The organism is Streptomyces polyasparticus (assembly GCF_014493765.1).
Classification (GTDB): domain Bacteria; phylum Actinomycetota; class Actinomycetes; order Streptomycetales; family Streptomycetaceae; genus Streptomyces; species Streptomyces polyasparticus.
The window spans coordinates 1-25,474 of sequence record NZ_JACTVJ010000031.1 but is presented as its reverse complement, the minus strand read 5'-3'; the positions used below and the strand labels follow the sequence as shown (position 1 = coordinate 25,474).

30 protein-coding genes and 1 pseudogene are annotated in these 25,474 nt (G+C 70.7%); 14 read left to right on the top strand and 17 right to left on the bottom strand.

From position 1 onward, the window contains the following. Window positions 1-53 precede the first annotated feature (53 nt). The 8 genes from H9Y04_RS41345 to H9Y04_RS41310 form a co-directional block, all read right to left on the bottom strand. Entirely contained in the window at window positions 54-368 is a 315-nt protein-coding gene (locus H9Y04_RS41345) for a hypothetical protein (RefSeq protein ID WP_187819421.1), read from the bottom strand. Continuing rightward, window positions 365-592, bottom strand: a complete 228-nt coding sequence (locus H9Y04_RS41340; protein WP_187819420.1) for a hypothetical protein — start codon at window positions 590-592, stop codon at window positions 365-367. Before H9Y04_RS41340 ends, H9Y04_RS41345 begins: the two co-directional genes overlap by 4 nt. A 117-nt stretch (window positions 593-709) precedes the next feature. Continuing rightward, the gene (locus H9Y04_RS41335; RefSeq protein ID WP_187819419.1) at window positions 710-1,132 is read right to left on the bottom strand and encodes a helix-turn-helix domain-containing protein; all 423 of its coding nucleotides are present in this window, start codon (window positions 1,130-1,132) and stop codon (window positions 710-712) included. A gap of 48 nt (window positions 1,133-1,180) precedes the next feature. Next, a complete protein-coding gene (locus tag H9Y04_RS46295; protein ID WP_214662169.1) occupies window positions 1,181-1,399 on the bottom strand; it encodes a hypothetical protein in 219 nt (72 codons plus the stop codon). A gap of 125 nt (window positions 1,400-1,524) precedes the next feature. Continuing rightward, window positions 1,525-1,740 carry a hypothetical protein gene (locus tag H9Y04_RS41325; RefSeq protein WP_187819417.1) on the bottom strand — a complete coding sequence of 72 codons (216 nt, stop codon included), beginning with the start codon at window positions 1,738-1,740 and terminating at the stop codon, window positions 1,525-1,527. A 63-nt stretch (window positions 1,741-1,803) separates the two neighbouring features. Next, window positions 1,804-2,640: a helix-turn-helix domain-containing protein gene (locus H9Y04_RS41320; RefSeq protein WP_187819416.1), complete on the bottom strand. Its 837-nt coding sequence runs from the start codon at window positions 2,638-2,640 to the stop codon at window positions 1,804-1,806. Further along, window positions 2,630-3,157 (bottom strand): DUF6879 family protein, encoded by a 528-nt coding sequence (locus H9Y04_RS41315; RefSeq protein ID WP_187819415.1) that lies wholly within the window; start codon window positions 3,155-3,157, stop codon window positions 2,630-2,632. The genes H9Y04_RS41320 and H9Y04_RS41315 overlap by 11 nt, the downstream gene beginning before the upstream one ends. Continuing rightward, window positions 3,141-3,350: a hypothetical protein gene (locus H9Y04_RS41310; RefSeq protein ID WP_187819414.1), complete on the bottom strand. Its 210-nt coding sequence runs from the start codon at window positions 3,348-3,350 to the stop codon at window positions 3,141-3,143. Before H9Y04_RS41310 ends, H9Y04_RS41315 begins: the two co-directional genes overlap by 17 nt. A gap of 158 nt (window positions 3,351-3,508) precedes the next feature. On the opposite strand from H9Y04_RS41310, the gene H9Y04_RS47200 reads away from it, so the two are divergent. After that, a complete protein-coding gene (locus tag H9Y04_RS47200) occupies window positions 3,509-3,766 on the top strand; it encodes a hypothetical protein (protein ID WP_236072094.1) in 258 nt (85 codons plus the stop codon). Here the strand turns inward: H9Y04_RS47200 and H9Y04_RS47195 are convergent. Next, window positions 3,702-4,004, bottom strand: a pseudogene (locus H9Y04_RS47195) (ADP-ribosylglycohydrolase family protein); the annotation flags it as partial. The gene H9Y04_RS47200 and the pseudogene H9Y04_RS47195 overlap by 65 nt on opposite strands. A 154-nt stretch (window positions 4,005-4,158) precedes the next feature. On the opposite strand from H9Y04_RS47195, the gene H9Y04_RS41300 reads away from it, so the two are divergent. Further along, a complete protein-coding gene (locus H9Y04_RS41300; RefSeq protein WP_187819412.1) occupies window positions 4,159-5,211 on the top strand; it encodes a tyrosine-protein phosphatase in 1,053 nt (350 codons plus the stop codon). 72 nt (window positions 5,212-5,283) lie between these two features. On the opposite strand, the gene H9Y04_RS41295 is transcribed toward H9Y04_RS41300, so the two are convergent. Together H9Y04_RS41295 and H9Y04_RS41290 are read right to left on the bottom strand one after the other, a co-directional pair. Further along, window positions 5,284-6,663, bottom strand: a complete 1,380-nt coding sequence (locus tag H9Y04_RS41295; protein WP_236072077.1) for a LamG domain-containing protein — start codon at window positions 6,661-6,663, stop codon at window positions 5,284-5,286. A gap of 298 nt (window positions 6,664-6,961) precedes the next feature. Next, window positions 6,962-7,855, bottom strand: a complete 894-nt coding sequence (locus H9Y04_RS41290; RefSeq protein ID WP_187819411.1) for a LysR family transcriptional regulator — start codon at window positions 7,853-7,855, stop codon at window positions 6,962-6,964. 143 nt (window positions 7,856-7,998) lie between these two features. On the opposite strand from H9Y04_RS41290, the gene H9Y04_RS41285 reads away from it, so the two are divergent. The 4 genes from H9Y04_RS41285 to H9Y04_RS41270 all read left to right on the top strand — a co-directional run bounded on the left by H9Y04_RS41285 (window position 7,999) and on the right by H9Y04_RS41270 (window position 10,049). Continuing rightward, the gene (locus H9Y04_RS41285) at window positions 7,999-8,523 is read left to right on the top strand and encodes a nuclear transport factor 2 family protein (RefSeq protein WP_187819410.1); all 525 of its coding nucleotides are present in this window, start codon (window positions 7,999-8,001) and stop codon (window positions 8,521-8,523) included. 71 nt (window positions 8,524-8,594) lie between these two features. Continuing rightward, window positions 8,595-9,335: an SDR family oxidoreductase gene (locus tag H9Y04_RS41280; RefSeq protein WP_187819409.1), complete on the top strand. Its 741-nt coding sequence runs from the start codon at window positions 8,595-8,597 to the stop codon at window positions 9,333-9,335. 23 nt (window positions 9,336-9,358) lie between these two features. After that, the gene (locus H9Y04_RS41275; RefSeq protein ID WP_187819408.1) at window positions 9,359-9,571 is read left to right on the top strand and encodes a hypothetical protein; all 213 of its coding nucleotides are present in this window, start codon (window positions 9,359-9,361) and stop codon (window positions 9,569-9,571) included. 169 nt (window positions 9,572-9,740) lie between these two features. Further along, entirely contained in the window at window positions 9,741-10,049 is a 309-nt protein-coding gene (locus H9Y04_RS41270) for a hypothetical protein (RefSeq protein ID WP_187819407.1), read from the top strand. A gap of 76 nt (window positions 10,050-10,125) precedes the next feature. Here H9Y04_RS41270 and H9Y04_RS41265 read toward each other — a convergent pair whose 3' ends face one another. Together H9Y04_RS41265 and H9Y04_RS41260 are read right to left on the bottom strand one after the other, a co-directional pair. Then, window positions 10,126-12,705, bottom strand: a complete 2,580-nt coding sequence (locus tag H9Y04_RS41265; protein WP_187819406.1) for a bifunctional FO biosynthesis protein CofGH — start codon at window positions 12,703-12,705, stop codon at window positions 10,126-10,128. Window positions 12,706-12,818: 113 nt separating this feature from the next. After that, window positions 12,819-13,661, bottom strand: coding sequence for an LLM class F420-dependent oxidoreductase (locus H9Y04_RS41260; protein WP_187819405.1), 843 nt, complete (start codon window positions 13,659-13,661; stop codon window positions 12,819-12,821). Between the two features lie 465 nt (window positions 13,662-14,126). Here H9Y04_RS41260 and H9Y04_RS41255 point away from each other — a divergent pair, with 465 nt between their 5' ends. Beyond that, on the top strand, window positions 14,127-15,617 hold the full coding sequence (locus tag H9Y04_RS41255; protein WP_236072079.1) for a CehA/McbA family metallohydrolase: 1,491 nt from the start codon (window positions 14,127-14,129) through the stop codon (window positions 15,615-15,617). A gap of 50 nt (window positions 15,618-15,667) precedes the next feature. Here H9Y04_RS41255 and H9Y04_RS41250 read toward each other — a convergent pair whose 3' ends face one another. After that, complete coding sequence (locus tag H9Y04_RS41250; RefSeq protein WP_187819403.1) at window positions 15,668-16,309, bottom strand: NADPH-dependent F420 reductase; 642 nt, start codon at window positions 16,307-16,309, stop codon at window positions 15,668-15,670. A 255-nt stretch (window positions 16,310-16,564) separates the two neighbouring features. Here H9Y04_RS41250 and H9Y04_RS41245 point away from each other — a divergent pair, with 255 nt between their 5' ends. Together H9Y04_RS41245 and H9Y04_RS41240 are read left to right on the top strand one after the other, a co-directional pair. Beyond that, entirely contained in the window at window positions 16,565-17,215 is a 651-nt protein-coding gene (locus tag H9Y04_RS41245; protein ID WP_187819402.1) for an FMN-dependent NADH-azoreductase, read from the top strand. Between the two features lie 93 nt (window positions 17,216-17,308). Continuing rightward, window positions 17,309-17,500, top strand: coding sequence for a hypothetical protein (locus tag H9Y04_RS41240; protein WP_187819401.1), 192 nt, complete (start codon window positions 17,309-17,311; stop codon window positions 17,498-17,500). On the opposite strand, the gene H9Y04_RS41235 is transcribed toward H9Y04_RS41240, so the two are convergent. After that, window positions 17,497-18,765 (bottom strand): MFS transporter, encoded by a 1,269-nt coding sequence (locus H9Y04_RS41235; RefSeq protein ID WP_187819400.1) that lies wholly within the window; start codon window positions 18,763-18,765, stop codon window positions 17,497-17,499. The two genes, H9Y04_RS41240 and H9Y04_RS41235, sit on opposite strands and share 4 nt — an antisense overlap. Before the next feature lie 82 nt (window positions 18,766-18,847). Between H9Y04_RS41235 and H9Y04_RS41230 the strand changes: the two genes are divergently transcribed. Beyond that, complete coding sequence (locus H9Y04_RS41230) at window positions 18,848-19,798, top strand: GlxA family transcriptional regulator (RefSeq protein WP_438818218.1); 951 nt, start codon at window positions 18,848-18,850, stop codon at window positions 19,796-19,798. Between the two features lie 4 nt (window positions 19,799-19,802). Here the strand turns inward: H9Y04_RS41230 and H9Y04_RS41225 are convergent, their stop codons facing one another. Next, window positions 19,803-20,210 (bottom strand): MerR family transcriptional regulator, encoded by a 408-nt coding sequence (locus H9Y04_RS41225; RefSeq protein WP_187819398.1) that lies wholly within the window; start codon window positions 20,208-20,210, stop codon window positions 19,803-19,805. 168 nt (window positions 20,211-20,378) lie between these two features. On the opposite strand from H9Y04_RS41225, the gene H9Y04_RS41220 reads away from it, so the two are divergent. Further along, window positions 20,379-21,206: an oxidoreductase gene (locus tag H9Y04_RS41220; RefSeq protein ID WP_187819397.1), complete on the top strand. Its 828-nt coding sequence runs from the start codon at window positions 20,379-20,381 to the stop codon at window positions 21,204-21,206. 64 nt (window positions 21,207-21,270) lie between these two features. On the opposite strand, the gene H9Y04_RS41215 is transcribed toward H9Y04_RS41220, so the two are convergent. Then, window positions 21,271-22,839, bottom strand: coding sequence for an APC family permease (locus H9Y04_RS41215; RefSeq protein ID WP_187819396.1), 1,569 nt, complete (start codon window positions 22,837-22,839; stop codon window positions 21,271-21,273). A gap of 240 nt (window positions 22,840-23,079) precedes the next feature. On the opposite strand from H9Y04_RS41215, the gene H9Y04_RS41210 reads away from it, so the two are divergent. From H9Y04_RS41210 to H9Y04_RS41200, 3 genes are all read left to right on the top strand, one after another. Beyond that, window positions 23,080-23,682 (top strand): MarR family winged helix-turn-helix transcriptional regulator, encoded by a 603-nt coding sequence (locus tag H9Y04_RS41210; RefSeq protein WP_308801921.1) that lies wholly within the window; start codon window positions 23,080-23,082, stop codon window positions 23,680-23,682. After that, on the top strand, window positions 23,679-24,986 hold the full coding sequence (locus tag H9Y04_RS41205; RefSeq protein WP_187819395.1) for an MFS transporter: 1,308 nt from the start codon (window positions 23,679-23,681) through the stop codon (window positions 24,984-24,986). Before H9Y04_RS41210 ends, H9Y04_RS41205 begins: the two co-directional genes overlap by 4 nt. 99 nt (window positions 24,987-25,085) lie before the next feature. Continuing rightward, window positions 25,086-25,460: a hypothetical protein gene (locus tag H9Y04_RS41200; RefSeq protein WP_187819394.1), complete on the top strand. Its 375-nt coding sequence runs from the start codon at window positions 25,086-25,088 to the stop codon at window positions 25,458-25,460. Window positions 25,461-25,474: the final 14 nt, after the last annotated feature.

The window sequence follows — 25,474 nt, the reverse complement described above, 5'->3', positions numbered from 1 at the left end:
CGCTCCGGCGGGGGCTCTTGGTTCCGTGACGTCGTCACTCGTCATTGATCAGGTTACCCAGCTTCGGCATAGAGAAGTACGCCCGACGACTCGCGGAGGATCACGTGTTCCACCTTCGGCGTCCGGTCGTCCAGGGTGTTGACCGCTTCGAGGAGTTCACCGAACGCGCCCCCGTCCGGGGTGGACTCGCTCGGGTCGTCGAGATCGGCGAGGAGCGAGAGAAGCGGGTCAGACTCGGCGATGCGCTGCCGCTTCTGCCCGCCGTGGGTGTGCAGCTCATCGAAGAACCGGCCATAGTCGATCGGCTCCGGTGTGCGGCCGTACTCGCCGACGGTGAGTGTGCTGTGCTGATCGGTCAGGATGGTCATGCTGATCTCCGTTCGGAAGTGGCGCGGCCCTGTCGTTCGCTCCGCTTCCTGCCCCGCATCGAGGGGTGGATCCAGAAGCGGGCGAAGACCTCGGCGAGGAGCGCGCGGTACTGCTCGTCTTCGACACCGGTCTCCTGCCATAGCCTGTGCGCGGTGTTGAAGGCTTCGCGAACCTGAGCATCCGTCATGTCGGCGAACGCATCGGCACGTCGCAGTTTGGGCATGCCCCCATCTTCCCGTGGATCACCACGAGTTACCAGCGAATCCGGACATATATGCCCACCCGGGGTCGCCGGCGAGGCCCTTTCAGTTACGCACAGTGAACAATGCGCTCTCGCCCTTCAGGTGTCGGTCAGCACCTTGCCGATCCTCACGCACCGGGCGCAGGCGTATCCCCAGACGGTGTGCCGCAGCCCGCTGCGGGGCCCCCAGCACACCGGGCAGTAACCCGTATCCGTGTGCCAGATCTGCGCAATGGCGTTGAGATCGTGTTCGGGCAGCTTCGGCACCGGGTCGCCGTCGTAGAGCACCCCGCGCCCCGTGGACACGTACGCGCGCCCGTGCCCCCACACCGTCGCCACGCGCCGGATGATGCCCCGGTGTTCCAGCTCTTCGATCACCTTGCGCGCGGTGTGGGCGTTGGTGCGGTAGATCTTCCGCAGGCGTTCTTGCCCGCCGTAGGGCTCACCGGGCAGCCACCGGCCGAGCCTCGCCGACTCAATGTCTGCGATCTCCAGCCACCTGCCCCGCTGACGGTCCGTCATGACCCGTCATGCTAGGTCTCATGCCGGGAGAGAGCCATGCGCACAAGATCAGCCGAAGGCATTTGCCGGAGGGGTCCAGCGCGGCCCGTGGTCGCCGTCTGCGGGGTTGCTCGCGTCCGCAACGAGCAGCCGCTCACCTCGGCATTCGGCGACCGCCAGCGCATCCCGCAGAGCCTCGGTCAGCCGCGCCACGAGGAAGGCAAGCTCCGTCTCAGTGGCGCCGTTGCTGACGATCTCGGCGGTGCGTTCCAAGATCGTGTGCCCCATGGTGAGTTGCTGGCTCTCGACCTCATCGGCGAAGGCCGAGAGCCAGCCTGTGCCCTCCTGTGCATAGCAACGGCGGCCGTCCGGCCCCGACCACGGAAGGGCGCGTAACTCGCTCGCACGGGCATTCATTCCTGTGCCCCGCGCGAGACGACTTCGGCGAGCTTGAGCGCTACGGGTGCGGAAATCGCCCCCAGGTCGATCAAGGCATAGGAGTTCTTCGTCTTGGCCCCGGGGCGCGGCCGGAAGCCCAAGTCAGTACCCGGGAACGAAATCCCGGCACTGCGCAACGCGGTTGAGAGCGCGGCGCGTGCCTCCTCTGCATCCTGCATTCGCTCGGTCATGCGCCCATCCTTCGGCGCCTCGGTCGGCGGTGGCGAGGAACATGCGCCTTGTCGGGTAAATGATCACCGGCACGCGTCCGCCCACTCCGTCAGCTTCGCTCGGGCGTCCGCACCGAAGAGCGCCCGCGCTTCGTACCCGGAGAATTCTTCGAGATACGCAGACACGTCACGGCGGTCTCGGAACATCATTACGCCGGTCTGAATCTCGACCGTCGCCAATCGCTCGTCATAGACGGAGAAGACGTTCAACGGTGCGGGGACGGGTTCGCGCGACACCAGTGGGAGAACTCCAATGGTGACGTTGGTGAGTTGTGCCAGCGCGGCCAGGTGCTGAATCTGCACACTAAGCGCCTCGGGCGACACAAGGGGCCAGCGGGCCGCTTGTTCGGTGAGGATGAACGTAAAGCGCTTCGACTTGTCGTAGAGAACTTCCTGCCGCTCTACCTTCTTGGCAACGGTCTTGCGCCGCTGAACCTCGGGAACGTCCGCAAGGCTCGCCCGGATGTATTCGGGGGTCGCAAGTAGCCCCGTGATCATCGTTGGCAGGAAGTACCGGAAGACCGTTGACGACTGCTCGAATGCCGCTAGGTCGTTCTGCCGCTTGTCGAGACCCCGGCGCATCAACGCCCAGTTGTCTTGCCACTCCGTGTTGGCGAGACGAGCGAGTGCCGCTATTTCGCTGACCAGTTGGGCGGGCGCATCGAGGGCGCGGAGGATCAGTTCCACATCGACCAGCGTGGGTGTCAGCTTGCCGCTTTCGATGTTCGAGATTTTCGTCTGACTCATGGCGCAACGCTGAGCGAGCCGGGTTTGTGTCCACCCGGCCCGCTTGCGCAGATCCTTAAGCGTTTGTGCCAGGTCCGCTCTGCTGCGGCCTAGCTCCTGCGGATCAAACGTCAAGGCCCTTCACGTACTCCTCGAAGGGCACCGACTCGGCGAGTGCGATGCGCTGGTATTCGAGATACGGAGACACGTCACCCTCGAATAGCTCGCGGCTGATCTGAGTTCCGTCCGGCGCATAGTTCATGAGCACCACTTCGGACGTGTCGAAGAGCCAGAAATCCTCGACCCCGTCGAGCGGGTTCTCTCGGTCGGTCACGTCGAGAATCCGGATGTCCTCACCGGCCCGCGAGTGCGGCAGGTAGTACATGAACTCGTAGGCGAGATAGTCGCTTAGCGGGCGCGTGACGATGTGCACCCGCCCTTTGGACTTCCCCTCTGTTCGCACCCGGCGCAAGTCGGCTACGTACTCATCGGTTTCCATGTAGGCGTGCAGGTCGATTCGCTCGCCCGCGAGGAACGCGGCGATTTCGTCGGCCTCTTGGGGCACGCGGTATTCCGGCAGTGTCTCCAGGCGCCAGGCTTCGCGCCGGAAGTCGCGGAATTTCGCGGCCCACGCCTCACCATCCAAGAGCACGTACAGCCTCCTTGAGAATGGCCTCGGGAATCTCGACCAGCGCCTCACCCTGCGGGGGCTGGAAGGCTTCGGAGATATCGCCTTGCACAACTATGGAGCCGCTCTTCGTGCGATAGAGGTTGGGGCAGTCGTTCTTGCTGCACTCCGGGTCGTCGACGTTGCCGGTAAGTCGGGTCAGCTCTTCACGCGCCACGGTGGAACCCCCTTGTGTGCGACCCCAGTTGGGCCGGTTGCTTCGACGGTACGGGGGCGGTGCACGGCCGTCTATGCGGCAACGGCAATATTCGCGTGGTCGGGTAAGGATCACGCTGAGAGCCCTAAGATCAACGGGAGTTGATCGAAGGGAAGCCCATGGAAACGGATGCACGCGCGATCCTGCGCATGCAACAAGCCATGACGCAGATGCACGCCATCTTCAGCGAACACGTCCTCGGGGAGGGGTCTACGAACGTCACCCTCACCGCGCGGCAGCTAGACCTCTTGGCTTGTGTGCTGGACGACGAACCAGGGCCGGTAGCGGCGGGGCTGAGACTGATCCTCGACCTTGACGAGCGGGTTTGCCCAGGTCAGCAGGGGTGCAAGCACTCCGAGGGGGGAACCACCCTTTAGACATCACACTGAACAGCGTCAGCTGCGTGGCCGCGGTCACCGCGCCGCGGCGGCCGTACGCGGGGGCCGGTTCGAGCAGGCCGTCCGCGCCGTGGGCCGTGCGCAGCCGGTCGAGGGCGAGTGCGGAGACGGGAGCCCCGAGGGCGTCGCCGAGCGCGGAGCCGAGGAGGGTGCCGCGCACCCGGCTGCGGAAGTCCTGCTGCTCGACGCGTCCCCACACGGCAGTCCCGGCACTCACCGCAGCCCCCCTCACGCCTCCCTCACCGTCCGCAGCACTGTAATCGAACGCCCGGCCAGAGATCAGAGCCCGGACCGATGGGGATTCTCACGCTTCAGCCCTCTTACGACCGGCGTTCACCAGCCGTTTTCGCGGGGCCCGCAGCATCCGCCCCATGAAGATCTCGCACATGCTCTCCGCCGCCGTCGCCCTGGCCCTCACGGGCGTCGCCCCGGCCCCGGCCGCCGTCGCCCACGACCGCGGTCACCACCGGGCCGCCATCCCCTTCACGGAGGCGACGGTCACGGCGGCCGAGGACGGCTCGTATGTCGTCGAGTGGCAGGCGCCGGGGGTACGCCGGGTCGCCGTCGAGGCGAACGGCGAGGTCGTCGCGCGCGGCGGCGCCTCCGGCCGCGTCACGGTGCGCGGACTGCCGGCGGCGGACCGCCAGTGGTTCACGTTCGACGCCGGCCGGGGCCACTCCCTGCGCCTGGCCGACCGCCTGATCCCACTGGACGGGACGGTCAACTTCCGTGACGCGGGCGGCTATCGCACGGCGGACGGCCACTGGGTGAAGATGGGCGAGATCTACCGCTCGGACTCCCTGGAGAAGCTCACGGACGCGGACCTCGCCAAGCTGCGGCGCCTGGGCATCCGCGTGGACTACGACCTGCGCATGGCCTCCGAGCGCGCGGCGGCCCCGGACCGCGTCCCGGCCGGCACGCAGTACGTGGTCGCGGACGTCCTCGCGGGCTCGGAGGCCTTCGTCACCATGCCGAGGACGGAGTCCGAGGCGGTCGCGATGATGGTCGAGGGCGAGAAATTCATGGTCGGCGGCGACACCGCCAAGACCGCCTACCGCACGGTCTTCGACGGTCTCGTCGAGGGCGACGGCGCCCTCTTCCACTGCACGGCCGGCAAGGACCGTACGGGCTGGGCGGGCGCGGCCCTCCTCACGGCACTCGGCGTTCCGCGCGCCACGGTCATGGCGGACTACCTGGCCTCGAACGACTACCGCGCCGAGGCCAACGCGGCGGCGCTCGCCCATATGACGCCCGCGCAGGCGAAGGTCTACAAGCCGCTCCTTGACGTGCGGCCCGAGTACCTGAACGCCGGCTTCGCGGAGGTCTCGGAGAGGTTCGGCTCGTTCTCGGCGTACGAGAAGCAGGGCCTGGGCTTGAGCGCCAAGGAACTGCGGGAACTGAAGAGGGAGTTGCTGGTGGGCTGATCCCCGCGCTGATGCAGGCCGCCCTCCCCCGGGAATCTAGAGGGAGGGCGGCCTGTGTGGTTCAGTCCGCTGTCACTGGTCGATGCCCCAGCGCAACGAACCGATCCGGCTTTCCTCGACCGCGCCGCTGAAGACCCGCACCTCGTCCACGGCACCGTGCAGGTACTCGCCCCAGCCGTCGGCCGTCCTGGCCCGGCCGACCTGGAGTCCGCCGGTGCTCTTCCACGACTTCGACAGGTTCGCCCGGGATTCCGGGTCCCGGCCGCCGTCGACGTACAGCGTGATCTGGTCGGCGGCGTCGTCGTAGACGACCGTCACCTCACTGCCCGAGCCGATGCCGCCGTCGGGCGCCGAGGACACGGCGACCACGGTCTCCCCGGCCTCCGGCGTATCGGCGTCCGGCATCACCAGCTGCCACTGGCTGACCGACGGGTCGTAGCGGACCTTGAACGCGTCCCTGTGCTCGCCGGCCTGAGAGAGCACCGTCATCGGACGGTCGGGGGCCGAGTCCGCCAGGCGTACCGTGGCGCTGACCGTGAAGCTGTCGTCCGTGTCTACGGCCGGGCGGTCCGTCGCGGCGTACCCGTTCCTGCCGTCGAGTTCGAGATGGCCGGCGCCTTGGAGGGCGGGGCTCCCTGCCTCTTCGCAGAAGGGGTCGTCCGGTCCACAGGTCACGGGACGGTGGATCGAGGCACCTTCACCGAGGGTCAGCGATTCACCGCCGTGCAGCTCCGGGCTGCCGCCGTCCACCGCGTTCTCCAGCGCCCAGTGGCCTCGCTCGGCGGCCTTGCGCGCGGCGAGCTCCGTCACCTCGGTGGGAACGACCACGCGGTCGTGTACGCGTACGCCGCCGATCTCCCCCTGCCAGCGGTCCCGGTAGCCGTCCTTGCCCCGGGCGCGGCCGATCTGGAAGTTCCCGCTCGTCGCGGAGGCTTCGGCCCGCTGTCCGTCGCCCACCGCCCGGCCGTTGACATAGAGCGTGGCCAGGCCGGTCTCGGCGTCGTACAGGCCGAGCACGTGGGCCCACTCGCCGGTCTCCGGAGCACCACCGGTGGCCCGGGCGCCCCCGAAGTCGAAGGACCAGACCGGCGCTTCGGCCGTCGTGCGCAGTCCCAGAGTGAAGGCCCTGCCGTCCGCCGCGTCCTGGGACGCCACGGTCATGGCGCGGTCGGTACGGCCGGGCCGCACCCAGGCGCTCACCGCGAAGGTCTTCGACGTGTCGACGATCTTCGTGTCCGGCGTGACGAAGCCATGGCCTCCGCCGTCGAAGGACGCGGTAGTCGTGAGGGCCGTGCCCTGGGGCGCGGGGGCGCCGAAGGCGACTCCGGTGCCGACGCGGGCCCCCGGGCCGGTGACCGCGGCGGCGGTGCGGGAGCCGGCCGGGTCGGCCAGGTTCCATTGGGCAATCGGTGACCGGCCCGCCTTCACCATGAACTCGTATGTGGTGGGCATGCTGCGGCGCCCGGAACGGTCCACGGCGGAAACCGCGACACTCTTCGGGCCGGCGCTCAAGGGCAGGTACGTGAAGGAAGCAGGGCCACCCAACCCGTCGGCGTTCACCGTGGGGTAGGGACCGTCGAGGAACTCGTACCTGTACGCCACGACGTCGTCGGACGGCGAGTCCGCAGCGAACTTTCCGTAGTCCGTGGAGGTTAACAGCCGTCACTGACACAACAGTTGACATTTTCTGACACACGGTCATCACATGTCGGCGCCGGGGATCACCGGGCAGGGCAGCGCCCGGAACCCTTCAGTCCACCAGCCCCGAAGCCGCCTGCGCGAACGCCCGCACCCGTTCCGACTCCGCGCCCGCGCGCCAGACCAGCCCCCACCGCACCGGGGGCATGCCGTCCAGCGGTACGTACGCGACGTCGGGGCGGGTGAAGTAGCGGCGGGTGTGGGCGCCGGTGAGGGCCGTGCCCGTGCCTGCGCCGACCAGGGTGAGGAGTTCGTTCAGGGTGGCTGCCGTCGGGCCGAGAGGGATCGGTGTGCCCGCGGGGGTGCGCGGCGGGGAGAGGTCGTCGCGCAGCGAGGGCGGCAGCGTTTCCGGGTGCTGGAGGAGGGTGACGCGGGCGAGCGACTCGGCAGGCAGGCTCGGGGAGTCCTGGCGGGCGAAGGGGTGGCCGGCCGGGACCGCGAGCATACGGGCCTCCGACACCAGGACCGGGCCCTCGACCAGGTCCGGCAAGTCGAAGGGGTGCCGGGTGAGCGCCAGGTCCGCCTCGCCCGCGCGCAGCCAGGGGGCGACGTCCGTGAACTGGGCTTCCCGGATCCGGACTTCGCAGTCGGGGTGCTGTTCGCGGAAGGTCTGGGCGATGCCCACGACCAGCTGGCCGGCCGCCGGGCCCGTGAAGGCGACCGTGAGGGTGCCCGTCAGGCCACGGCCCGCGGCCACCGCGCGGGCGACCGCTTCGGTGATCCGGTCCCATGCGGGGCCCACCGCCTCGGCCAAGTCACGCCCCACGGAAGTCAGTTGAACGCTGCGGCTCGTCCGGTCGAAGAGGCGCACCCCGATACGGCGTTCCAGCTTGGCGATCGTCTGGCTGACGCGGGCCGTCGAGAGGTGCAGTCGCTCGGCCGTGCGGCCGAAGTGCAGCTCCTCGGCGAGCGTGAGGAACGCCTCCAGTTCGTGCCGCTCCAACATGATCGCCCCCTGGATCGTTTCCCCTCGCTTAACGATCGTTGCACAGACGCGCATTGATGCCACCGGCGGCCCCCAGCAGGATCAGTGGTGCCGAAAGAACCCGGCACACCCACTCCGACCTGCTGCTACACCAAGGAGCCTCCATGTTCGTCACCGAGCACGCCGCACTCGCCGCCCCCGCCCACGACACCGCCGCGGTCGTCGCCGAGCTGCGGGACCGTACGGAGATCGTCGACGCGCTGTACCGGTTCGCGCTCGGCCAGGACCTCAAGGACAAGGAGCTGTTCGCCTCCGCCTTCGCCGAGGACGCCGAGCTGGACTTCCGCCCGGCGGCCGCCAAGTGGGGTGCGGCGCCGCCGGTGATGGCCGGGCGGGACACCATCGTCACCACGATCCTCGGGCTGTTCACCGGCCGGGTGGACACCACCCACCAGATCACCAACCCGCGCGTCACCGTCGACGGCGACACCGCCCGTCTCACCGCCCTGGTCGAGGCCCAGCATCTGCTGACCGCCGACCACTCCACGTATGCGCTGCTCAAGAACCCGTACGACGTGGAGCTCGTGCGCGCGTCAGGCTCCGGTGACGGGGGCGGTCGCTGGCTGGTCAGCAGGATGGTCATCCACAACACCTGGTTCCTGGGTGAGCCGACGGCCATCTTCGGCTGAGCCCACCGCCGTCCTCGGCTGGGGCCCGATCCTCCACCCCCACCCGTATGCACAAGAAGGGTTCAACCCTCATGAAGTTCGCCGTCATCGGCGGGACCGGACGCGTCGGTCAGCACATCGTGCGGTCCCTCCTCGCCGAAGGGCACGAGGCCGCAGCGCACTCCAGGTCCACAGGCGTCGATCTGGCCACGGGCGAGGGACTGCGGTCCGCGCTCGCCGGCGCCGACGTCGTGATCGACGCCGCGCAGTCGGCTGCCGCCGACGAGTCCGCCGTCGCGTTCTTCCGCACGGCGGCAGGACAGGTGCTGAGCGCCGCCGCAAAAGCGGGTGTCCGGCATGCGGTGCTGCTGTCGGTGGTGGGCGTGGGAACGCTGCCGGGGCACCCTTACTACCGGGCCAAGTCCGAGCAGGAGCAGCTCTACCGGAGCGGCCCCCTGCCGTACTCCGTCGTCCGCGCCACCCAGTTCTTCGAGTATCTCGACGAGATCCTCTCCTGGACCTCGGACGCCGCCGCCGGCACCGTACGGCTGCCGTCCACCCCGCTGCAGCCCGTGGCCGCGGCCGACGCGGGCCGCTTCGTGGCGCGGCTCGCCGCCGGGGATCCGCTCGACGGGATACGGGAGGTCGCCGGGCCCGAGGTGCTGCCGCTCGACGAGCTGGGCCGGACCCTGCTCGCCGCACGCGGCGACGCACGCCGCGTCCTCACCGACGAGACGGCCGGCCCCTTCGCATCCGCACCCGGCCGGCGGGACACCGCGGCCGAGGGTGCGCACCTGACCGCGACCCGTCTGAAGGACTGGCTGACCTCCTGACTGCCCGGTCCGCCCATGGCAGGGTGAAGATCTGTCAGAGACGGACTGTCGCGGACACCGTGTTCGGCCTCGACGAGGTCCTGATCCGCAAGTCCGCCGTCGGCCACAACCGGGACGAGGCGGGTGTCCAGCACCCGGCCGCTCCCCGGAAGGCCTCCCACCAGTGCTGCCGTACAGCGATGCCCGGGCCCGGGAGCCGGCGGGCCGGTACGGGGCGGATCCACGCGCGGCAGTAGACGGCGCGGTCGGCCTGCCCAGGCGGGTGTCCGCCCCCGGTGACCAGGGAGTCCAGGTTCGTACAAGGTTGTTGAAGGGTCGGTCCGCCACGATGCCGTCGGACGGCGTGTCCGCACAGCCGTCGGTCAAGCACCGCTCCACAGGTCGACACCAAGGGGGACCCAGACCATGAAGAAGACTCGCTCCATGCGGGCCCGCGCAGCGCTCTCTGTCGGAACCATCCTTCTGTCCAGTGCGGGAATCGGGCTGGCCACGACGTCACCCGCAGCCGCGGCCGACTGTGTCCTGTCCAACAACGCAGGGGTCGGCCTGCCCACGTCGTCCAAGAGCTACTGCTCCGTCACAGTGGGCCGCAAGGCTCAGTGGTCGTTCGGGCCGGACAGCTCCTGCAAGAAGTTCACACCCGGCCAGACACGTACCTTCCTCGCCCCCTACCCGTTCTCCGGCTGGTCCGGCCTCAAGGCCTGCGCGGTCTGACCGCGTCCCGCTCACACCGGCCGGGCCTCGCAGCCCGGCCGCCACCATGGGGCATCTCCGTCCGCTCTCGGATGCGTCAGTCAAGGACCGGCAACAACTCCGGCAAATGCCCATCCGAAGCCTCCGCCGCCCGTACCCGTTCCTCGGGGACCTCGCCGTAGAGGGTCGTGCGGGGGCGGGACGGGCGGCCCGCTTCCGTGGCGATGGCGATCAGGTCCTTGACCGAGCGGTACGAGCCGTAGGACGAGCCGGCCATCCGCGAGATGGTCTCCTCCATCAGCGTGCCGCCCAGGTCGTTGGCCCCGGAGCGGAGCATCTCCGCCGCGCCCTCCGTGCCCAGCTTGACCCAGCTGGTCTGGATGTTGGGGATGTGCGGGTGCAGGAGGAGGCGGGCCATGGCCGTGACCGCGCGGTTGTCGCGGTCGGTCGGGCCGGGGCGGGCGATGCCCGCCAGGTACACGGGTGCGTTGGTGTGGATGAAGGGGAGCGTCACGAACTCCGTGAAGCCGCCGGTCTCCTGCTGGATCCGCGCGAGCGTACGGAAGTGTCCGAGCCAGTGCCGGGGCTGGTCCACATGCCCGTACATCATCGTGGACGAGGAGCGGATGCCCAGCTCGTGGGCCGTCTTGACGACCTCGATCCAGGTGGCCGTGGGCAGCTTGCCCTTGGTGAGCACCCAGCGGACCTCGTCGTCGAGGATCTCGGCGGCCGTGCCGGGGATCGAGTCGAGGCCCGCCTCCTTCGCCACCGTCAGCCACTCCCGGATCGAAAGGCCCGTGCGCGAAGCCCCGTTGACGACCTCCATCGGCGAGAAGGCGTGCACGTGCATGCCCGGGACGCGCTTCTTCACGGCACGCGCGATGTCGAAGTACGCCGTGCCGGGCAGGTCGGGGTGGATGCCGCCCTGCATGCAGACCTCGACCGCGCCCACGTCCCAGGCCTGCGCCGCGCGGTCGGCGACCTGGTCCAGGGAGAGCGTGTACGCGTCGGCGTCGGTGCGGCGCTGGGCGAAGGCGCAGAAGCGGCAGCCGGTGTAACAGACGTTGGTGAAGTTGATGTTGCGCGTGACGATGTAGGTGACGTCCTCGCCGACCACGGACTTGCGCAGATCGTCCGCGATCCGGGTCAGGGCGTCGAGGGCCGGACCGTCCGCGTGCAGCAGCGCCAGCGCTTCGGAGTCGGTGAGCTTCGTCGGGTCGTCGGCGGCCGTGGCCAGCGCGGACCGTACGTCACCGTCCAGGCGCGAGGGCACCATCCCGGGCGCCGCGGCCTCCCTGAGCGCCTCCCAGTCCCCGTACACGACATCGAAGTCCTCGCGCCGGTCGCCCGTGCGGCCCTCGGTGTCGATCGTGGCGTGCAGGTCCGTACGTCCGGCGGAGGTGAAGCCCTCGTCGGGCTCCTGCCACGGCCGGCCCACGACGGGTGCGTCCGGGATCGCGAGCCCGGTCGCGGGATCGGCGAGCGCCCTTACGTGGGGAAGGACACGCGGGTCGAGCCACGGCTCGCCGCGGGTCACGAACTCCGGGTACACGCACAGCCGTTCGCGCAGCTCGAAGCCGGCGGCCGAGGAGCGCTCGGTCAGCTCGTCCAGCTGCGGCCAGGGCTTCTCCGGGTTCACATGGTCGATCGTGACCGGCGAGACCCCGCCCCAGTCGTCGATCCCCGCGCCGATCAGGCGCTCGTACTCGCCCGCGATCAGATTCGGCGGTGCCTGCAGATTCCCCGACGGGCCCATGATGTGCCGCGCGACGGCGACGGTCGCGACCAGCTCGTCCAGCTCCGCGTCCGGCATCCCGCGCATCGCCGTGTCCGGCTTGGCGCGGAAGTTCTGGATGATCAGCTCCTGGATGCCGTGGTACGCCCGCGCCACCCGCCGCAGCGCGAACAGCGACTCCGCGCGCTCCTCGTACGTCTCGCCGATGCCGATCAGGAGCCCGCTGGTGAACGGCACGGACGAACGCCCGGCGTCCTCCAACACCCGCAGCCGCACGGCCGGTTCCTTGTCGGGCGAGCCATAGTGGGGCATTCCGGGCTCGGACCACAGGCGTTCGGCGGTGGTCTCCAGCATCATGCCCATCGAGGGCGCGACGGGCTTGAGCCGCTGGAAGTCGGTCCAGGAGAGCACCCCGGGGTTGAGGTGCGGCAGCAGACCCGTCTCCTCCAGGATCCGGATCGAGATGGCCCGTACGTACGCGATGGTGTCGTCATAGCCGTGCGCGTCCAGCCACTCGCGGGCCTCGGGCCAGCGGTCCTCGGGCTTGTCGCCGAGGGTGATCAGGGCTTCCTTGCACCCCATCTCGGCGCCGCGCCGCGCGATGTCGAGCACCTCGTCCGGGGACATGAACATCCCGTGCCCGGCCCGGCGCAGCTTGCCCGGCACCGTCACGAAGGTGCAGTAGTGGCATTTGTCCCGGCACAGACGGGTCAGCGGTATGAACACGCTCTTCGAGTACGTGATGACCCCGGGCCGTCCGGCCGCCTCCAGCCCCGCGTCCCGCACGCGCGCCGCCGACGCGGTCAGGTCGTCCAGGTCCTCGCCGCGCGCCTGGAGCAGCACGGCCGCCTCGGTGACGTCGAGCGCCACACCGTCCCGCGCGCGCTTCAGAGCGCGGCGCATCGCATTGGCAGTAGGGGCCGTGGCCTGCTGATCAGTCATGGACCGAGCATACGAGCGCCCGCCGACAACTGTTCGAGAGCTGTTGATCACAGGGTGGGTCGGCTCGGGGTGGGTCGGCTCGGGGTGGGTCGGCTCGGGGTGGTTCGGCTCGCTCACAAGTACCTTCCGAATTCGTCCAGCGCCTTCAGCACGTCGGTCTCCCCGCGCGGCGGCAGTTGCAGGATCACCTCGTCCACTCCAACCGCCGCGTAGTGCTCCAGCTTCCCGGCGTCGGGAACGACCGCCGTGACCGCGGCATACGGCTCCTCGGGGGCCCGGCCCGCCCGCTCCCAGACCTCCCTCAGTTCCCCGAGCCGCGCGGCGAGCCCGCTGCCGCCCACCGGCATCCAGCCGTCCGCGAACTCCGCGATCTCCCCGTACAGACGCGGCCCCGGCGCACCCCCGATCAGCGTCCTCGGCCCGACGAGCGCACGGCCCGGCCGCGCGGCCGGCTTGGGGTGCACGTCACTGGCCGCCACACTGCCGAACTCCCCGTCGTATGACGTAGGTTCCGCGCTCCACAGTGCCCGCATCAACGCCATCCGGTCCCGTACGAGCGCCCGTCGCGTCGGCCAGTGGACGCCGTGGTCGGCGGCCTCCTCGCGGTTCCAGCCGTATCCGATGCCGAGCGTGAGCCGGCCGCCGCTCAGGTGGTCCAGGGTGGCGATCTGCTTGGCGAGGTCGACGGGGTCGTGCTGGCCGATGAGCGCGATGTTGGTGCCGAGGCCGAGCCGTGAGGTGACGGCCGCGGCCTGGGCGAGCGCCACGAAGGGGCTGAGCATCCGGGCGCACTCCGGCGGCATCTCACCGCCGGGGTACGGCGATTCACGGGACACGGGGATATGGGTGTGCTCGGGGAGATAGAGCCCCGCGAAGCCACGCGCCTCCAGCTCGCGCGCGAGCCGCACGGGCGTGATCGTCTCATCGGTCAGATACAGGGTCGCCGAGATCCGCATGGGGCTTCCTAACCCTGGGGGGTGGTCAAGTCCATACGCAGGGGCTGCCTGATGCGTCACCCGTACGCGGACAGTCCCCTCCGGCCCGTACGCGGACAGTCCCCTCCGGCCCGTACGCGGACAGTCCCCTCCCGCCCGGGGGCGGACAGTCCCCTCCGGCCCGTACGCGGACAGTCCCCTCCCGCCCGGGGGCCGAAGCCCTTCTCAGGCTATCGGCGCCCACTGACAACGCAGCCCACGCCTCACACCCAACACCCCCCACGCCCCACCCCCCACGCCCCACGCCCCACAGACGGATGTTCACCCGCCACACAACTCCCGCCCCTTGCACCGCACTTCAGCCCTGACTACGAAGGTCACACCACGCACCACACCTCCGACCACCACCGGGAGAACGGCATGTGCGAGGCACACGACACAGGGAACTGCACGGAACACTCCGCCGGGCACGGCGGTGAACACCTCATGGGCAGACGCGCGTTGCTGGTGACGGGCACGGCCACCGCGCTTACGTTGGGGACCGTGACCTTCGCCAGCGCCGAGGAGCGCCAGCCGCCGAACGAGTCCGGCGAGGAGACCGAGGTGGTGCGCGGCACACTGCCCACCGGCTCCCCCGACTTCGTCTATCTGCCCGTCGAGGTGCCGCGCGGCGTGCGCGAGATCCATGTCGCCTACACGTACGAGAAGCTGCCCGTGCCGCCCGGCACACAGGGCAACGCGCTCGACATCGGCATCTTCGACGAACGCGGCACCGAGCTCGGCGGACGCGGGTTCCGCGGCTGGTCGGGCGGTGCGCGCACCGAGTTCTTCCTCCGCTCCGACGACGCGACCCCCGGCTACATCCCGGGCCGCATCCGCCCCGGTACGTGGCATATCGCGCTCGGCCCGTACACGGTCGCGCCGCAGGGACTCCCGTACGAGGTGACGATCACGCTCAAGTACGGGGAGCAGGCGCCGACCTCGAAGCCCGCCTATCCGCCGGAGCGTGCGAAGGGGCGCGGGCGTGCCTGGTACCGGGGCGACTGCCATATCCACTCCTGGTACTCGGACGGAAAGCGGACCCTGGCCGAGATCGCCGCGGCCGCCCGCGCCGCCGGTCTGGACTTCATCAACTCCTCGGAGCACAACACCCACTCCGCGCACGCCCATTGGGCCCCGGAGGCCGGTGACGACCTGCTGATCCTGACCGGCGAGGAGATCACCACGCGCAACGGGCACATCGTGGCGCTCGGCATGGACGGCGGCACCTTCGTCGACTGGCGCTACCGGGCGCGCGACAACCGTTTCGGCCACTATGCGCGCGAGGTGCGCCGCGCGGGCGGTCTGGTCGTGCCCGCGCATCCGCACGCCACCTGCATCGGCTGCAACTGGAAGTTCGGCTTCGGCGAGGCGGACGCGGTGGAGGTGTGGAACGGTCCGTTCACGCCCGACGACGAGGTCTCGCTGCAGTCCTGGGACAACACCCTGCAGGCCGACCCGCGCAACTGGACCCCGGCGATGGGCAACAGCGACGCCCACTCCCCCGCGGACCGCATCGGCACCCCGCAGACGGTGGTGCTCGCGGACGATCTGACCCGTGAGGCGATCCTGGCGGGCATCCGCGCGGGCCGTTCGTACGTGGCCGAATCCGCCGCCGTCTCGCTGGACTTCTCCGCGGCGGGCGGCCGCGGCAGGCACGCCGGGATCGGCGGGCGGCTCGACGTCGACCGGGACGACGAGGTGACGGTCCGCCTGGCGGCGAAGGGCGTCCCGGGCTGCACGATCCGCTTCGTCACGGACCAGGGCACCCTGTTCACCTCGGCGGTGGTGCCGGAGTCCGGGGAGCTGACGGCCGAGTGGCGCACGACGGCTTCGTACGCCTCGTATGTACGGGCGGAAGTCCGCCGCCCCGCTCAGGTGCCCCAACTCCCGGGTCCGCTGGCGGCGTTCACGAACCCGATCTTCCTGGGGCCCTAGCCGGGCGTGCCCGGGTCACGGAGGGCGGCCCCTCCGTGACCCGGGTCCTCTCAGGCGTCGTCCGGGGTCAGAAAGGCAAAGGTCGAGCCGAGGTGCGCCCCGCCGAACAGCTGACGTATCACCACGCAGCCCATCGCCTCCAGATGGGGCGTCTGGGACAGGTCGCCGGCGTCCAGCGGGGCGGCGCCGACCTCCTGGATCAGCTTGCGGGTCACGGACTTGCCCTCGGCGGCGCCCGCGAACGGCACGGCGAGCGGCCGCCCGCCGTACACCGGCGGGGTCTTCCACACATCACTGAAGGCGAGGTTGAACGCCTTCACCACATGGCTGCCCGGCGCGAGTTCGGCCGCGCGCTCGGCCATGGACCGGCCTTCCCAGGTGACTTGGGACCAGTCCTCGGTGTCGACGGAGTTGCCGACGTCGACGACCGTCTTGCCGGCCAGCGTCCCCTCCCCCGCCCCGGCCGCCGCGAGGGTGCTCTCCAGGCCTTCCCGCAGTACGGCGAGCAGGATCACGTCCCCATACGCGGCGGCCTCACGCAGCGTGCCGGCCCCGGCGGCGCCCAGGCTCTTCGCGAGGTCGGCCGCCTTCTCCGGGGTCCTGCCGCCGATGAACACCTCGTGCCCGGCCTCGATCCAGCGCCCGGCCAGCGCCTCGGTCATCCGCCCCGCACCCAGCACACCGATCTTCATCTCGCCCTCTGCGACGCGTAGTTGACCAGAGTTGAGTAACCAAGCCGGACCCTAGGCATGCACGGAGCGCCGACGGGGGCATTCCGCTCCCGCCGGGACGGCTGAGACGAAATCGGCCTCCCGGGGCCTCTCGGGAAGTGAGGCGGCTCACTCCCGCTGGACTTCAAGCGCGCTTGAGGAAGCAGGCTGTGGATCGCCGGGGGCGGGAACAGTCCGCTCCCCGGCTGCCCTCAACTTCCGTTCAGGAAAACGAACATGGCCACGCTGCTTCACATCGACACCTTCCTCAACGGCGAGCACTCGCACTCCCGCGCCGCGACCGCCGCGTTCCGCCGTACCTGGGAGAGCGAGCACCCCGGGGGCAAGGTGATCTACCGGGATCTCGACACGGACCCCGTGCCGCACCTCCAGGCCGGGGCGTACTACGCGGGCTTCGTCGATCCCGCCGCGCAGTCCCCCGCCGAGCGGGCCGCCTTCGCGCTGCGCGCCCGTCCGATCGAGGAGGCCGAGGCGGCGGATGTGATCCTTCTCGGCGCCCCGATGTACAACTACGCGATCCCGTCCTCCCTCAAGGCCTGGATCGACCATGCCTTCGCCGTGGGCCGCACCGCGCACACCGAGCAGCGCACCCTCGCGGGCAAGCGCGCGGTGGTGGTCACCAGCAGGGGCGGCTCCTACCGCGAGGGCACCCCGCAGCACGGCAACGACCACGTGCAGAACTACCTGGGCCTCGCGCTCGGCGAAGGCCTCGGCATGGAGGTCGACTTCATCGTCCCCGAACTGACGATGGCACCCGCGGTGCCGGAGATGGCAGAGCTGATCCCGCTGTTCGAGCGCTCCCGCGAGGAGGCCCTCGCGACGGCCGAACGCCAGGCGAAGGACCTGGCCATGCGCCTGGCCGCCTGAGCATGGAGGGGCTCCGCGGGGCCGGGAGACAGGCGCGGCCCCTGTGGGGCGGACTGGTGGCGAGTGCGGCATATGCAGTGCCACACTCGCCGCATGGCTGCCGATCATCCCGTTCCCCCGCCCGGCGAGGGCCCCGCAAGCAGCGCCTCCGCCTCCATCGAGAAGGCGGCCCAGCGACGGATCGAACGGGACGGCCTCGACGAACTCCTCGCGGGCTTCGACGAGGCCAACGGCCCCGCGGATCCTGTCGCGGTGGCTGCCAAGCGGACCAGACTCGGCGCCTAGGCGTCCGCCCCGCGGCGCGGGCCGCACAGCAAGGCCACGAGAGTGAGGGCTGCCGTGAGGAGGAACGCCGGGCGCAGGCCGTGGAGTTGGGCGAAGGCGCCGAGGAGTGCGGGGCCCGCGATCGTGCCGAGGCCCAGGAAGAAGACCGTGACGGTGAAGCCGGCGGCGGGCCGCTCGGGAAAGACCCGGTAGCTCCACACCGCGAGCAGCCCGGAGCCGGCCATGAAGCAGGGGCCGTACAGGAGCGCCGAGAGCCCGACCGCGGGCAGCGCACCCGGGGCGAGCCCGAGCAGGGCGACCGCCACGGCGATCCCGAGGAACAGTCCCCCGTGCACCCGGCGCAGCCCGTACCGCGCCAGGGCGTGCCCCGTCAGCGCCCCCGCCGTGCCGGCCGCGCCGATCAGGGACCAGAACAGGGGCGCCGTGGCCGCTCCCGTGTCCGCCGCACCGGTGATCACCTCGACGGCGAAGGACCAGTAGACCGCGCCGACGAGCCCGTACAGGACGGCGGTGAGCAGCAGGGGCAGGGCGCTGCGCCGATACGGGAGGCGGTGCGCCCGGTGGCCCGTGCCCTTCCGTCCCGAACCGCGGGGCAGCACCCGCGCGTTACCCTTCCGTCCCGAACCGCGGGGCAGCACCCGCGCGTTGCCCTTCCGTCCCGAACCGCGGGGCAGCACCCGCGCGTTGCAGACCGTCGACACCAGCGCCGCCACCGCGAAGGCCAGCCAGGCGTACCGCCAGCGGGTCCCGTGCGCGAGCAGGGCCAGCGGGCCCGCGAGCACCACGGCGAAGGCCGTGCCGCTGGAGATGGCGCCCATCACGTGTTCGCGGCGCCCGGCGGGCACCATGCGGTCGACCGCGTCGGAGTAGGGCGCCCAGGCCCAGCCGGAGCTCGTACCGGCGAGGATCAGGCCGGCGACCAGGAGCCAGGGCCCCGGGGCGAACGCCACACAGCCCATCCCCACGGTCGCGCTGATCCCGCCGGCGAGCACCAGCGGGCGCGGCCCGAACCGGGTGACGAGCGCGCCCACCATGAGCAGCGCGGCCAGATACCCCACGTACGTGGCGCTGCCGATCAGTCCGAGCAGGGAGACGGAGAGCCCGAATTCCGCGCGCAGTTCGGGCAGGAAGAGCCCGTACCCGTACCGCGCGAAACCGAAGGTCACGCCGATCGCCGAGATCCCGGCGAGGGCGAGACGGCGGGCGGGGTCGGGGGCGCCGGTCGTGTGTCGTGTCGCGCGACGGCGAAGGTCCGTAAGTGCCATGCCTCCACCGTCGGGCCACACCCCCACCCACACCATTGGCGAAAACGTCAGGCTCCCCTAGATTTGCGCCATGACGGTTCGCGTGGTCGTGACGCTCCTGGAAGGAACCTCCCTGTTCGAGCTGGCCGTGCCGTGCGCGGTCTTCGCCGGCAAGGGATACGAGCTGACGCTGTGCTCCACCGCCCCCGGCGGCGTCCAGCACGCGCCCGGCGGCCTGAGCCTCTCGGCCGAGCGCGGCCTGGAAGCGCTGCACGAGGCGGATCTGATCGTGGTCCCCGCCTGCCTGATGGACGGCTACGAGCCGCCCGCCGACCTGCTCGAAGCCCTGCGCGCCGCGCACGCCCGCGGCACCCGGATCGCCGCGCTCTGCTCGGGCGCGTTCGTGCTCGCCGCGGCCGGCCTGCTCGACGGACGCCGGGCCGCGACGCACTGGATGTACGCGGAGGAGCTGCGCCGCCGCCATCCCGCCGTGGAGGTGGACGACCGTTCCCTGTACGTGGACGAGGGCTCGGTCCTCACCAGCGCGGGCACCGCCGCCGCCATCGATCTGTGTCTGCACATCGTGCGCGGCGACTACGGCACGGCGGCCGCCGCGGAGGTCAGCCGCTTCATGGTCGTGGCCCCGCACCGCGAGGGCGACCAGAGCCAGTACGCACCGCCGCCGGCCGCGCTGCCGCGCCCGCCCCAGGGCCTCGCCCCGGTGCTCGACTGGGCGGTGGCCCGGCTGCACCAGCCGCTCACGATCGGCGAGTTGGCCTCCCGGGCGGGCATGAGCACCCGGACCTTCGGCCGCCACTTCGCGGCGGAGGTGGGCGTCACCCCGCTGAAGTGGCTCAACCAGCAGCGCCTGGCCCGCGCCCGCGAACTCCTGGAGACCACGGACCTGGGCGTGGACGCGGTCGCCGAACGCAGCGGTCTCGGCAGCGCCGACAGCCTCCGCCAGCACTTCCACCGCGCCCTGTCGACCACCCCGGCGGCGTACCGCCGCACGTTCCGCGCGGCGAAGGACCGGGCAACGGCACCCGTCACATGAGCGCTCAGGCCTCCGGACGGGACGGGTTCCAGAGCCGATCGGCCTCGCCGCGGGCGAGATGCTCCTCGTAGATGCGCACCTTCTCGCGCATCACGGCCAAGGTCTCGTGCAGATCCGCGATCCGGGCCTCGACCTGCCGCTCATGCGCCCGCAGCACCTCGAGCCGCTCGCGTTCGTTGCCGGGACCCTGCCGGGCCAGCTCGATGTACTGCCGAATCGCGGCCAGCGGCATGCCCGAGGAGCGCAGCTTGGTGCAGATCGCCAGCCACTCCAGGTCTTCCTCGTGGTAGACCCGGCGGCCGTTGGACAGCCGGCGTACCGGGTTGGCGAACAGGCCCTCCCGCTCGTAGAACCGCAGCGCGTGCACGCTCAGCCCACTGCGCGCCGCCACCTCACCGATGCTCAGGTCCATGAGTGCGCCCCCGCTCGCCCCGCCAAGCTCTCGATCCCCCGCCGAGCTCTCGATCCCCCGCCGAGCTCTCGATCTCCCCGCCGAGCTCTTGATCTAGACCGGACTCTAGCTTCTAGCGTCGGACCCTCGGCCGGTCGGCAGGACCGGCGCTGAGGAGCAGGGGACAGCATGAGCGTGTGGTTCGTCACCGGTGCGTCACGTGGGCTCGGCGCGTTGATCACCCGGGAGGCGCTTGACCGCGGGCACCGCGTGATCGCGACGGCGCGGGACGCGTCCGCGGTGGAGCGGGCGTATCCGCAACGGCCGGACGGGCTCCTCGCAGTGAGCGCGGACGTGACCGAACCGGGGCAGCCGGCGGCGGCGGTGGAGGCGGGTCTGGCCGCGTTCGGCCGGATCGACGTCGTGGTCAACAACGCCGGTTACGGCCTGGTGGGCGCGGTCGAGGAGACCTCCGACAAGGCCGTACGCGCGCTCTTCGACGTGAACGTGTTCGGCGTGCTCAACACCCTGCGGGCCACACTGCCGACGCTCCGTGCCCAGCGCTCCGGGCACGTCCTGAACATCGGCTCCGTGGGCGGCTTCGCCACCGCGCCGGCGGTCGGTCTGTACGGTGCGTCGAAGTTCGCGCTCGAAGGCATCTCCGAGGCGCTGCACGGCGAACTCGCCCCGCTCGGAATCCGCGTGACCGTCGTCGAGCCGGGCGGCCTGCGCACGGACTTCCTCAGCGGTACGAGCATCCGGGTCGAACCCGCCACCATCGCCGACTACGCCGCCGGTGCGGGCCCGGTCCGCGAGGCCCTGGCCCAGGCCGACGGCCGCCAGCCGGGCGATCCGCTGAAGGCGGCGAAGGCGGTCGTCGACCTCACCGAGGCCGACGAGCCGCCGCTGCGCCTGCAGTTGGGAGCGGACGCGGTCGACCGGGTCGAGGCGAAACTGGACCTCGTACGACGGGAGCTCGACGACTGGCGCGACGTGGCGCTCTCCATCCGTATCTGAGCTCCACCCGTATCTGAGCTCGGTCCGCCCTCTGAGCTCTCGGAGCTCGGTCCGCCCTCTGAACTCAGTCCGCCACGACCAGCGCCGGCGTCTCCTTCGTCAGGACCTCGCCGCGGAAGAACGCCGGGCTGCGGCGCTCCGTCACGAACATGATGACCAGGCCGAGGGCGAGCAGCCCCACGCCGATCACGAAGACGGAGCCGACGCCGAGGACCGAGGAGCCGCTGCCGTACGCCGGGTCCCACATGTCGTACAGCGTCTTGCCGAAGACGGCCGCGAGCAGCACGCCGCCGAGCAGCGGGAAGGCGCCCTTGAAGACGAAGTCGCGGGCCGAGCGGGTCAGTTCGCGGCGGAAGTACCAGGCACAGGCGAAGGCCGTGATCGAGTAGTAGAAGCAGATCATGAGGCCGAGCGCGTAGATCGTGTCGACCAGGACCTTGTCGCTGACCAGGGTCATCACCGCGTAGAAGACACCGGTGGCGATACCCGCGAGAACGGTCGCGCGGCCGGGGGTCTTGAAGCGCGCGTGGGTCCTGCCGAGCGAGGGCGGCAGGGCCTCGTACGCGGACATCGCGAGGACCGTGCGGGCCACCGGGATGAAGGTGGTCTGCAGGCTCGCGGCCGCGGAGGCGAGCACCGCGAGGAAGAGCAGGATGCCGAGGCCGGGGCCCATGACCGGGCCCGCGAGGGCGGCGAAGACATTGTCCGAGGTCTCGGGGTTGGCAAGGCCGAGGCCCTTGTCACCGGAGCCGACGGCCATCTGCGCGGCGATGCCGGTCGCGAGGTAGGAGCCGACGAGCACGACCATCGAGACGAGGGCCGCGCGGCCGGGGGTCTTCTCGGAGCCGATGGTCTCCTCGTTGGCGGTCAGGCAGGCGTCCCAGCCCCAGTACATGAAGATCGACAGCGACAGGCCCGCCGTGAAGGCGGCGAACGAGCCGACCGCGAACGGGTTCAGCCACGACCAGGAGAAGTCGACGCTGGTGGCGAACGAGTCCGCCTTCTGCAGCGCCATCACGACGAAGAGGACGAGCACCAGGAGCTGGAGTCCGACGAGCGCGTACTGGACGCCCTTGGTCGCGGTCATGCCGCGGTAGCTGATCGCGGTGGCGACGGCGATGAGGGTCAGACAGGTGACGATGTGGACGGCTTTGTTGCCGTCGAGGGCGGCGATCTCCGGATTGCCGGTGATCTCGCCGGCCAGGAGCCAGAAGTACGAGGTGGCCACGCCCGCCAGGTTCGACAGGACGATGATCGTGGCGACCACCAGGCCCCAGCCGCACATCCAGCCGATCCGCGGCCCGAAGGCCTTCACGGTCCAAGTGAAGGAGGTGCCGCAGTCCGGCACGGCCTTGTTGAGCTCGCGATAGGCGAAGGCCACGAGGAGCATCGGCAGGAACCCGGCGAGGAAGATCGCGGGCATCTGGACGCCGACCTCGCCCGCGGTGGAGCCGAGGGTCGAGGTGAGGCAGTAGACGGGCGCGACCGTGGAGATGCCGATGACGGCACTGCCCGTCAGGCCGACCGAATTCCGGCCGAGCCCCTTGGCACGGACACCGTCCTGCCCGCCGCCGTCGGTGGCGACCGTCCGTACCGCGTCTCCGGCCTGGGGCCGGGCATCCAGCTGCGTCATGAACAGGACGTTAAGCGCTGCGGTTTCCACATCCGGAAGCTGAGACTCCCCTGTCTCAGCATTGCATTGCGCAGGACATAAGGGATGTGAACCTTTGGATGAATGACAGTAAACGGCCTGAGCCTGTTGTAGCCAGGCACAGCCCACCGTGTTCGATATACGGAAACCGCGCGAGCGTCCCTTTTGCCCCGTTTCAAAATTTTCCGGCCAGGTTTACAACAGTGCTGTTATATTAGCGCTGTGACATCTACGGATCCCACCGCATCCCCCGGCCCGGACCCCACCGCCGTCCCCGATCCCACCGCCGTCCCCGATCCTTGGCACGCCCTGCACGAGCTCCTGGCCGCCATGGACGCCGAGATCGAGCAGGTCTACATCGAGCGGGGCATCGAGGGCGTGCGGCCCCGGTTCGCCTTTCCGCTGATCCGTCTCGCCCACACCGGCCCCCTCACCATCCGCGAGCTGGCCGCGTCCCTGGGCCGCTCGCACTCCGCGATCAGCCAGACCGTCGCCGCCATGCGCAAGGAAGACCTCGTCACGTCCGAGCCGGGGCCCGACGCCCGGACCCGGCGGATCGATCTGACCGAGCGGGGCCGGTCCCTCGTCCCCTTCCTGGAGGCGGAGTGGCGCGCCACCCACGCGACGGTCGCCGAGCTGGACGGCGAGATCCCCTACGCGATGACCGCCGTCGTCGAGGACATACGGCGGGCACTTGAGCGCCGCCCGATGCGGCAGCGCGTACGAGACCATCTCGTCGAGCCGGCGCGGCGAAGCGAGCCACCGCGGCGCAGCGAGCCGGCGCAGCAAAGCCAGTCGACGCAGCGAAGCGAGCCGCCACGATGAGTCGGGCCGCCGCGCGCAGCGGACGGATACGCGTCCGGTTCCTCGACACCCGTCCGCTGCGCGGCAGCGCGCCCTTCCGCGCTCTGTGGATCGGCACGTCGGCGGCGCAGCTCGGCGGGCAGATCGCCACCGTGGCGGTACTCGCCCAGGTCTGGGAGCTGACCGGCAGTCCCGTGGGGACCGGCGCGATCGGCCTCGCCACCGGTCTGCCGATGGTGCTGTTCGGGCTGCTCGGCGGCACGCTGGCCGACACCGTCGACCGCCGCGCGCTGGTGCGGGCCACCACCGTGGGGCAGTTGGTGGCCTCGGCGGGACTCTGCGCCCAGGCCCTGGCCGGCAACACCAGCACGGTGCTGCTGCTCACCCTGGTCGCCGCGGTCACCAGCTGCGGTGCCCTCGGAGCCCCTGCCCGGCGGACCTTCCCCGCCCGGCTGCTTCCCGGTGATCAGGTCGCGGCCGGTCTCGCCCTGAACAACGTCTCCTTCCAGGCCTCGATGCTGGCCGGTCCCGCGCTGGCGGGGCTGATCATCGCCCGCTGGGATCTGCCCGCCGCGTACGCCGCCCAGGCGGCGGCCACGGCCGTCTCGGTGCTCACGGTGCTCCGCCTGCCCGCCATGCGGCCCGAAGGTGCGGACGCGACGGACCACGGCCCTCGCCCGAGGCGTGGCGTCCGTCCGAAGCGCGGCGGCTGGTCAGTGGTCCTGCGCCGCCCGCGGCTGTGGGGCTCGATGGCCACCGACCTGTCCGCGACGCTGCTCGCCATGCCGATCGCTCTCTTCCCCCTGGTCAACGAGACCCGCTTCGGCGGCAACCCGGAGACCCTCGGCCTGTTCCTCTCGGCCGTCGCCGTCGGGGGCATCACCGCCGGCCTGCTCTCGGGCACGGTGACGCGCTGGAGCCGGGCGGGCCTGGTGCAGCTGTCCGCGGCCGGCGTCTGGGGCATCGCGCTGGCCTGTTTCGGTCTGGCGGGCCCGCTGTGGCTGGCACTGACCTGCCTCGCTGTGGCGGGCGCTGCCGACACCGTCTCCGTCATCACGCGCGGCGCCCTGGTCCAGCTGGAGACTCCGGACGCCTACCGGGGACGGGTCTCGTCCATGGAACACGTCATCGGAGTCGCGGGCCCCGAACTCGGCAACTTCCGCGGCGGCCTGCTGGCCTCCGCCACCTCCGCCACCTCGTCCCTGGTCTTCGGCGGCCTCTCCGCCGCCCTCGCGGTCGCCGCCGTGACCGCGGCCAACGCGCCCCTTCGCGCCTACCGCATCCCGGCTCCCCGTACGGAGCCGGTACCTGCCGCAAGCGGCTAGCGGCAGGCGATCTCCCGGGCGCCCCAAGCCAGTTGAGGCCTGCGCGCCTTACGCCGCACCGTGGCGCGAAGCCCGCCCGGAGCCCTATCTTCACGAGCCATGCCGACCCCGCCGCCCCTGCCGACCCTCCCCGGCCTCCCGCAGAACACCGCCGTCCTCGCCTTTCTGCGGGCGCAGGCCGCCCCTCCAGGACCGGTACGGACGTACGACATCGACGCCTGGGAACTGCACACGCACCCCGACCTCATGGAGCGGATCGGCGCACTCGCTCCGTACGGGCAGCTCCACTCCGCGTACGGCGTCCCCGTTCTCGCCTACGAAGGGGTCGCGGCGGCCGTCGCGCTGGGCACGGAGACGCTGCTGCTGCGGCTTCGGGCCCACCCGCCGCAGCTCGCCGAGTCCGCGCCCTGCCCCCCCCCCATTACCTTTTTCGTAGCCCCGCAACGGGGTTACCGGCCTTCGGAGTTGGCATGACTACCTCCCCTTGT

Coding starts and splice junctions, on each gene's coding strand:
- H9Y04_RS41250 (WP_187819403.1), bottom strand. CDS start 16,309: ATGAAGATCGGTGTGCTGGGTGCGGGGCGGATGACCGAGGCGCTGGCC.
- H9Y04_RS41290 (WP_187819411.1), bottom strand. CDS start 7,855: ATGTTGGAGCGGCACGAACTGGAGGCGTTCCTCACGCTCGCCGAGGAG.
- H9Y04_RS41245 (WP_187819402.1), top strand. CDS start 16,565: ATGGCCACGCTGCTTCACATCGACACCTTCCTCAACGGCGAGCACTCG.
- H9Y04_RS41345 (WP_187819421.1), bottom strand. CDS start 368: ATGACCATCCTGACCGATCAGCACAGCACACTCACCGTCGGCGAGTAC.
- H9Y04_RS41270 (WP_187819407.1), top strand. CDS start 9,741: ATGAAGAAGACTCGCTCCATGCGGGCCCGCGCAGCGCTCTCTGTCGGA.
- H9Y04_RS41340 (WP_187819420.1), bottom strand. CDS start 592: ATGCCCAAACTGCGACGTGCCGATGCGTTCGCCGACATGACGGATGCT.
- H9Y04_RS41225 (WP_187819398.1), bottom strand. CDS start 20,210: ATGGACCTGAGCATCGGTGAGGTGGCGGCGCGCAGTGGGCTGAGCGTG.
- H9Y04_RS41215 (WP_187819396.1), bottom strand. CDS start 22,839: ATGACGCAGCTGGATGCCCGGCCCCAGGCCGGAGACGCGGTACGGACG.
- H9Y04_RS47200 (WP_236072094.1), top strand. CDS start 3,509: ATGGAAACGGATGCACGCGCGATCCTGCGCATGCAACAAGCCATGACG.
- H9Y04_RS41205 (WP_187819395.1), top strand. CDS start 23,679: ATGAGTCGGGCCGCCGCGCGCAGCGGACGGATACGCGTCCGGTTCCTC.
- H9Y04_RS46295 (WP_214662169.1), bottom strand. CDS start 1,399: ATGGGGCACACGATCTTGGAACGCACCGCCGAGATCGTCAGCAACGGC.
- H9Y04_RS41265 (WP_187819406.1), bottom strand. CDS start 12,705: ATGACTGATCAGCAGGCCACGGCCCCTACTGCCAATGCGATGCGCCGC.
- H9Y04_RS41335 (WP_187819419.1), bottom strand. CDS start 1,132: ATGACGGACCGTCAGCGGGGCAGGTGGCTGGAGATCGCAGACATTGAG.
- H9Y04_RS41240 (WP_187819401.1), top strand. CDS start 17,309: ATGGCTGCCGATCATCCCGTTCCCCCGCCCGGCGAGGGCCCCGCAAGC.
- H9Y04_RS41200 (WP_187819394.1), top strand. CDS start 25,086: ATGCCGACCCCGCCGCCCCTGCCGACCCTCCCCGGCCTCCCGCAGAAC.
- H9Y04_RS41220 (WP_187819397.1), top strand. CDS start 20,379: ATGAGCGTGTGGTTCGTCACCGGTGCGTCACGTGGGCTCGGCGCGTTG.
- H9Y04_RS41260 (WP_187819405.1), bottom strand. CDS start 13,661: ATGCGGATCTCGGCGACCCTGTATCTGACCGATGAGACGATCACGCCC.
- H9Y04_RS41255 (WP_236072079.1), top strand. CDS start 14,127: ATGGGCAGACGCGCGTTGCTGGTGACGGGCACGGCCACCGCGCTTACG.
- H9Y04_RS41295 (WP_236072077.1), bottom strand. CDS start 6,663: ATGCCCACCACATACGAGTTCATGGTGAAGGCGGGCCGGTCACCGATT.
- H9Y04_RS41325 (WP_187819417.1), bottom strand. CDS start 1,740: ATGACCGAGCGAATGCAGGATGCAGAGGAGGCACGCGCCGCGCTCTCA.
- H9Y04_RS41235 (WP_187819400.1), bottom strand. CDS start 18,765: ATGGCACTTACGGACCTTCGCCGTCGCGCGACACGACACACGACCGGC.
- H9Y04_RS41280 (WP_187819409.1), top strand. CDS start 8,595: ATGAAGTTCGCCGTCATCGGCGGGACCGGACGCGTCGGTCAGCACATC.
- H9Y04_RS41285 (WP_187819410.1), top strand. CDS start 7,999: ATGTTCGTCACCGAGCACGCCGCACTCGCCGCCCCCGCCCACGACACC.
- H9Y04_RS41300 (WP_187819412.1), top strand. CDS start 4,159: ATGAAGATCTCGCACATGCTCTCCGCCGCCGTCGCCCTGGCCCTCACG.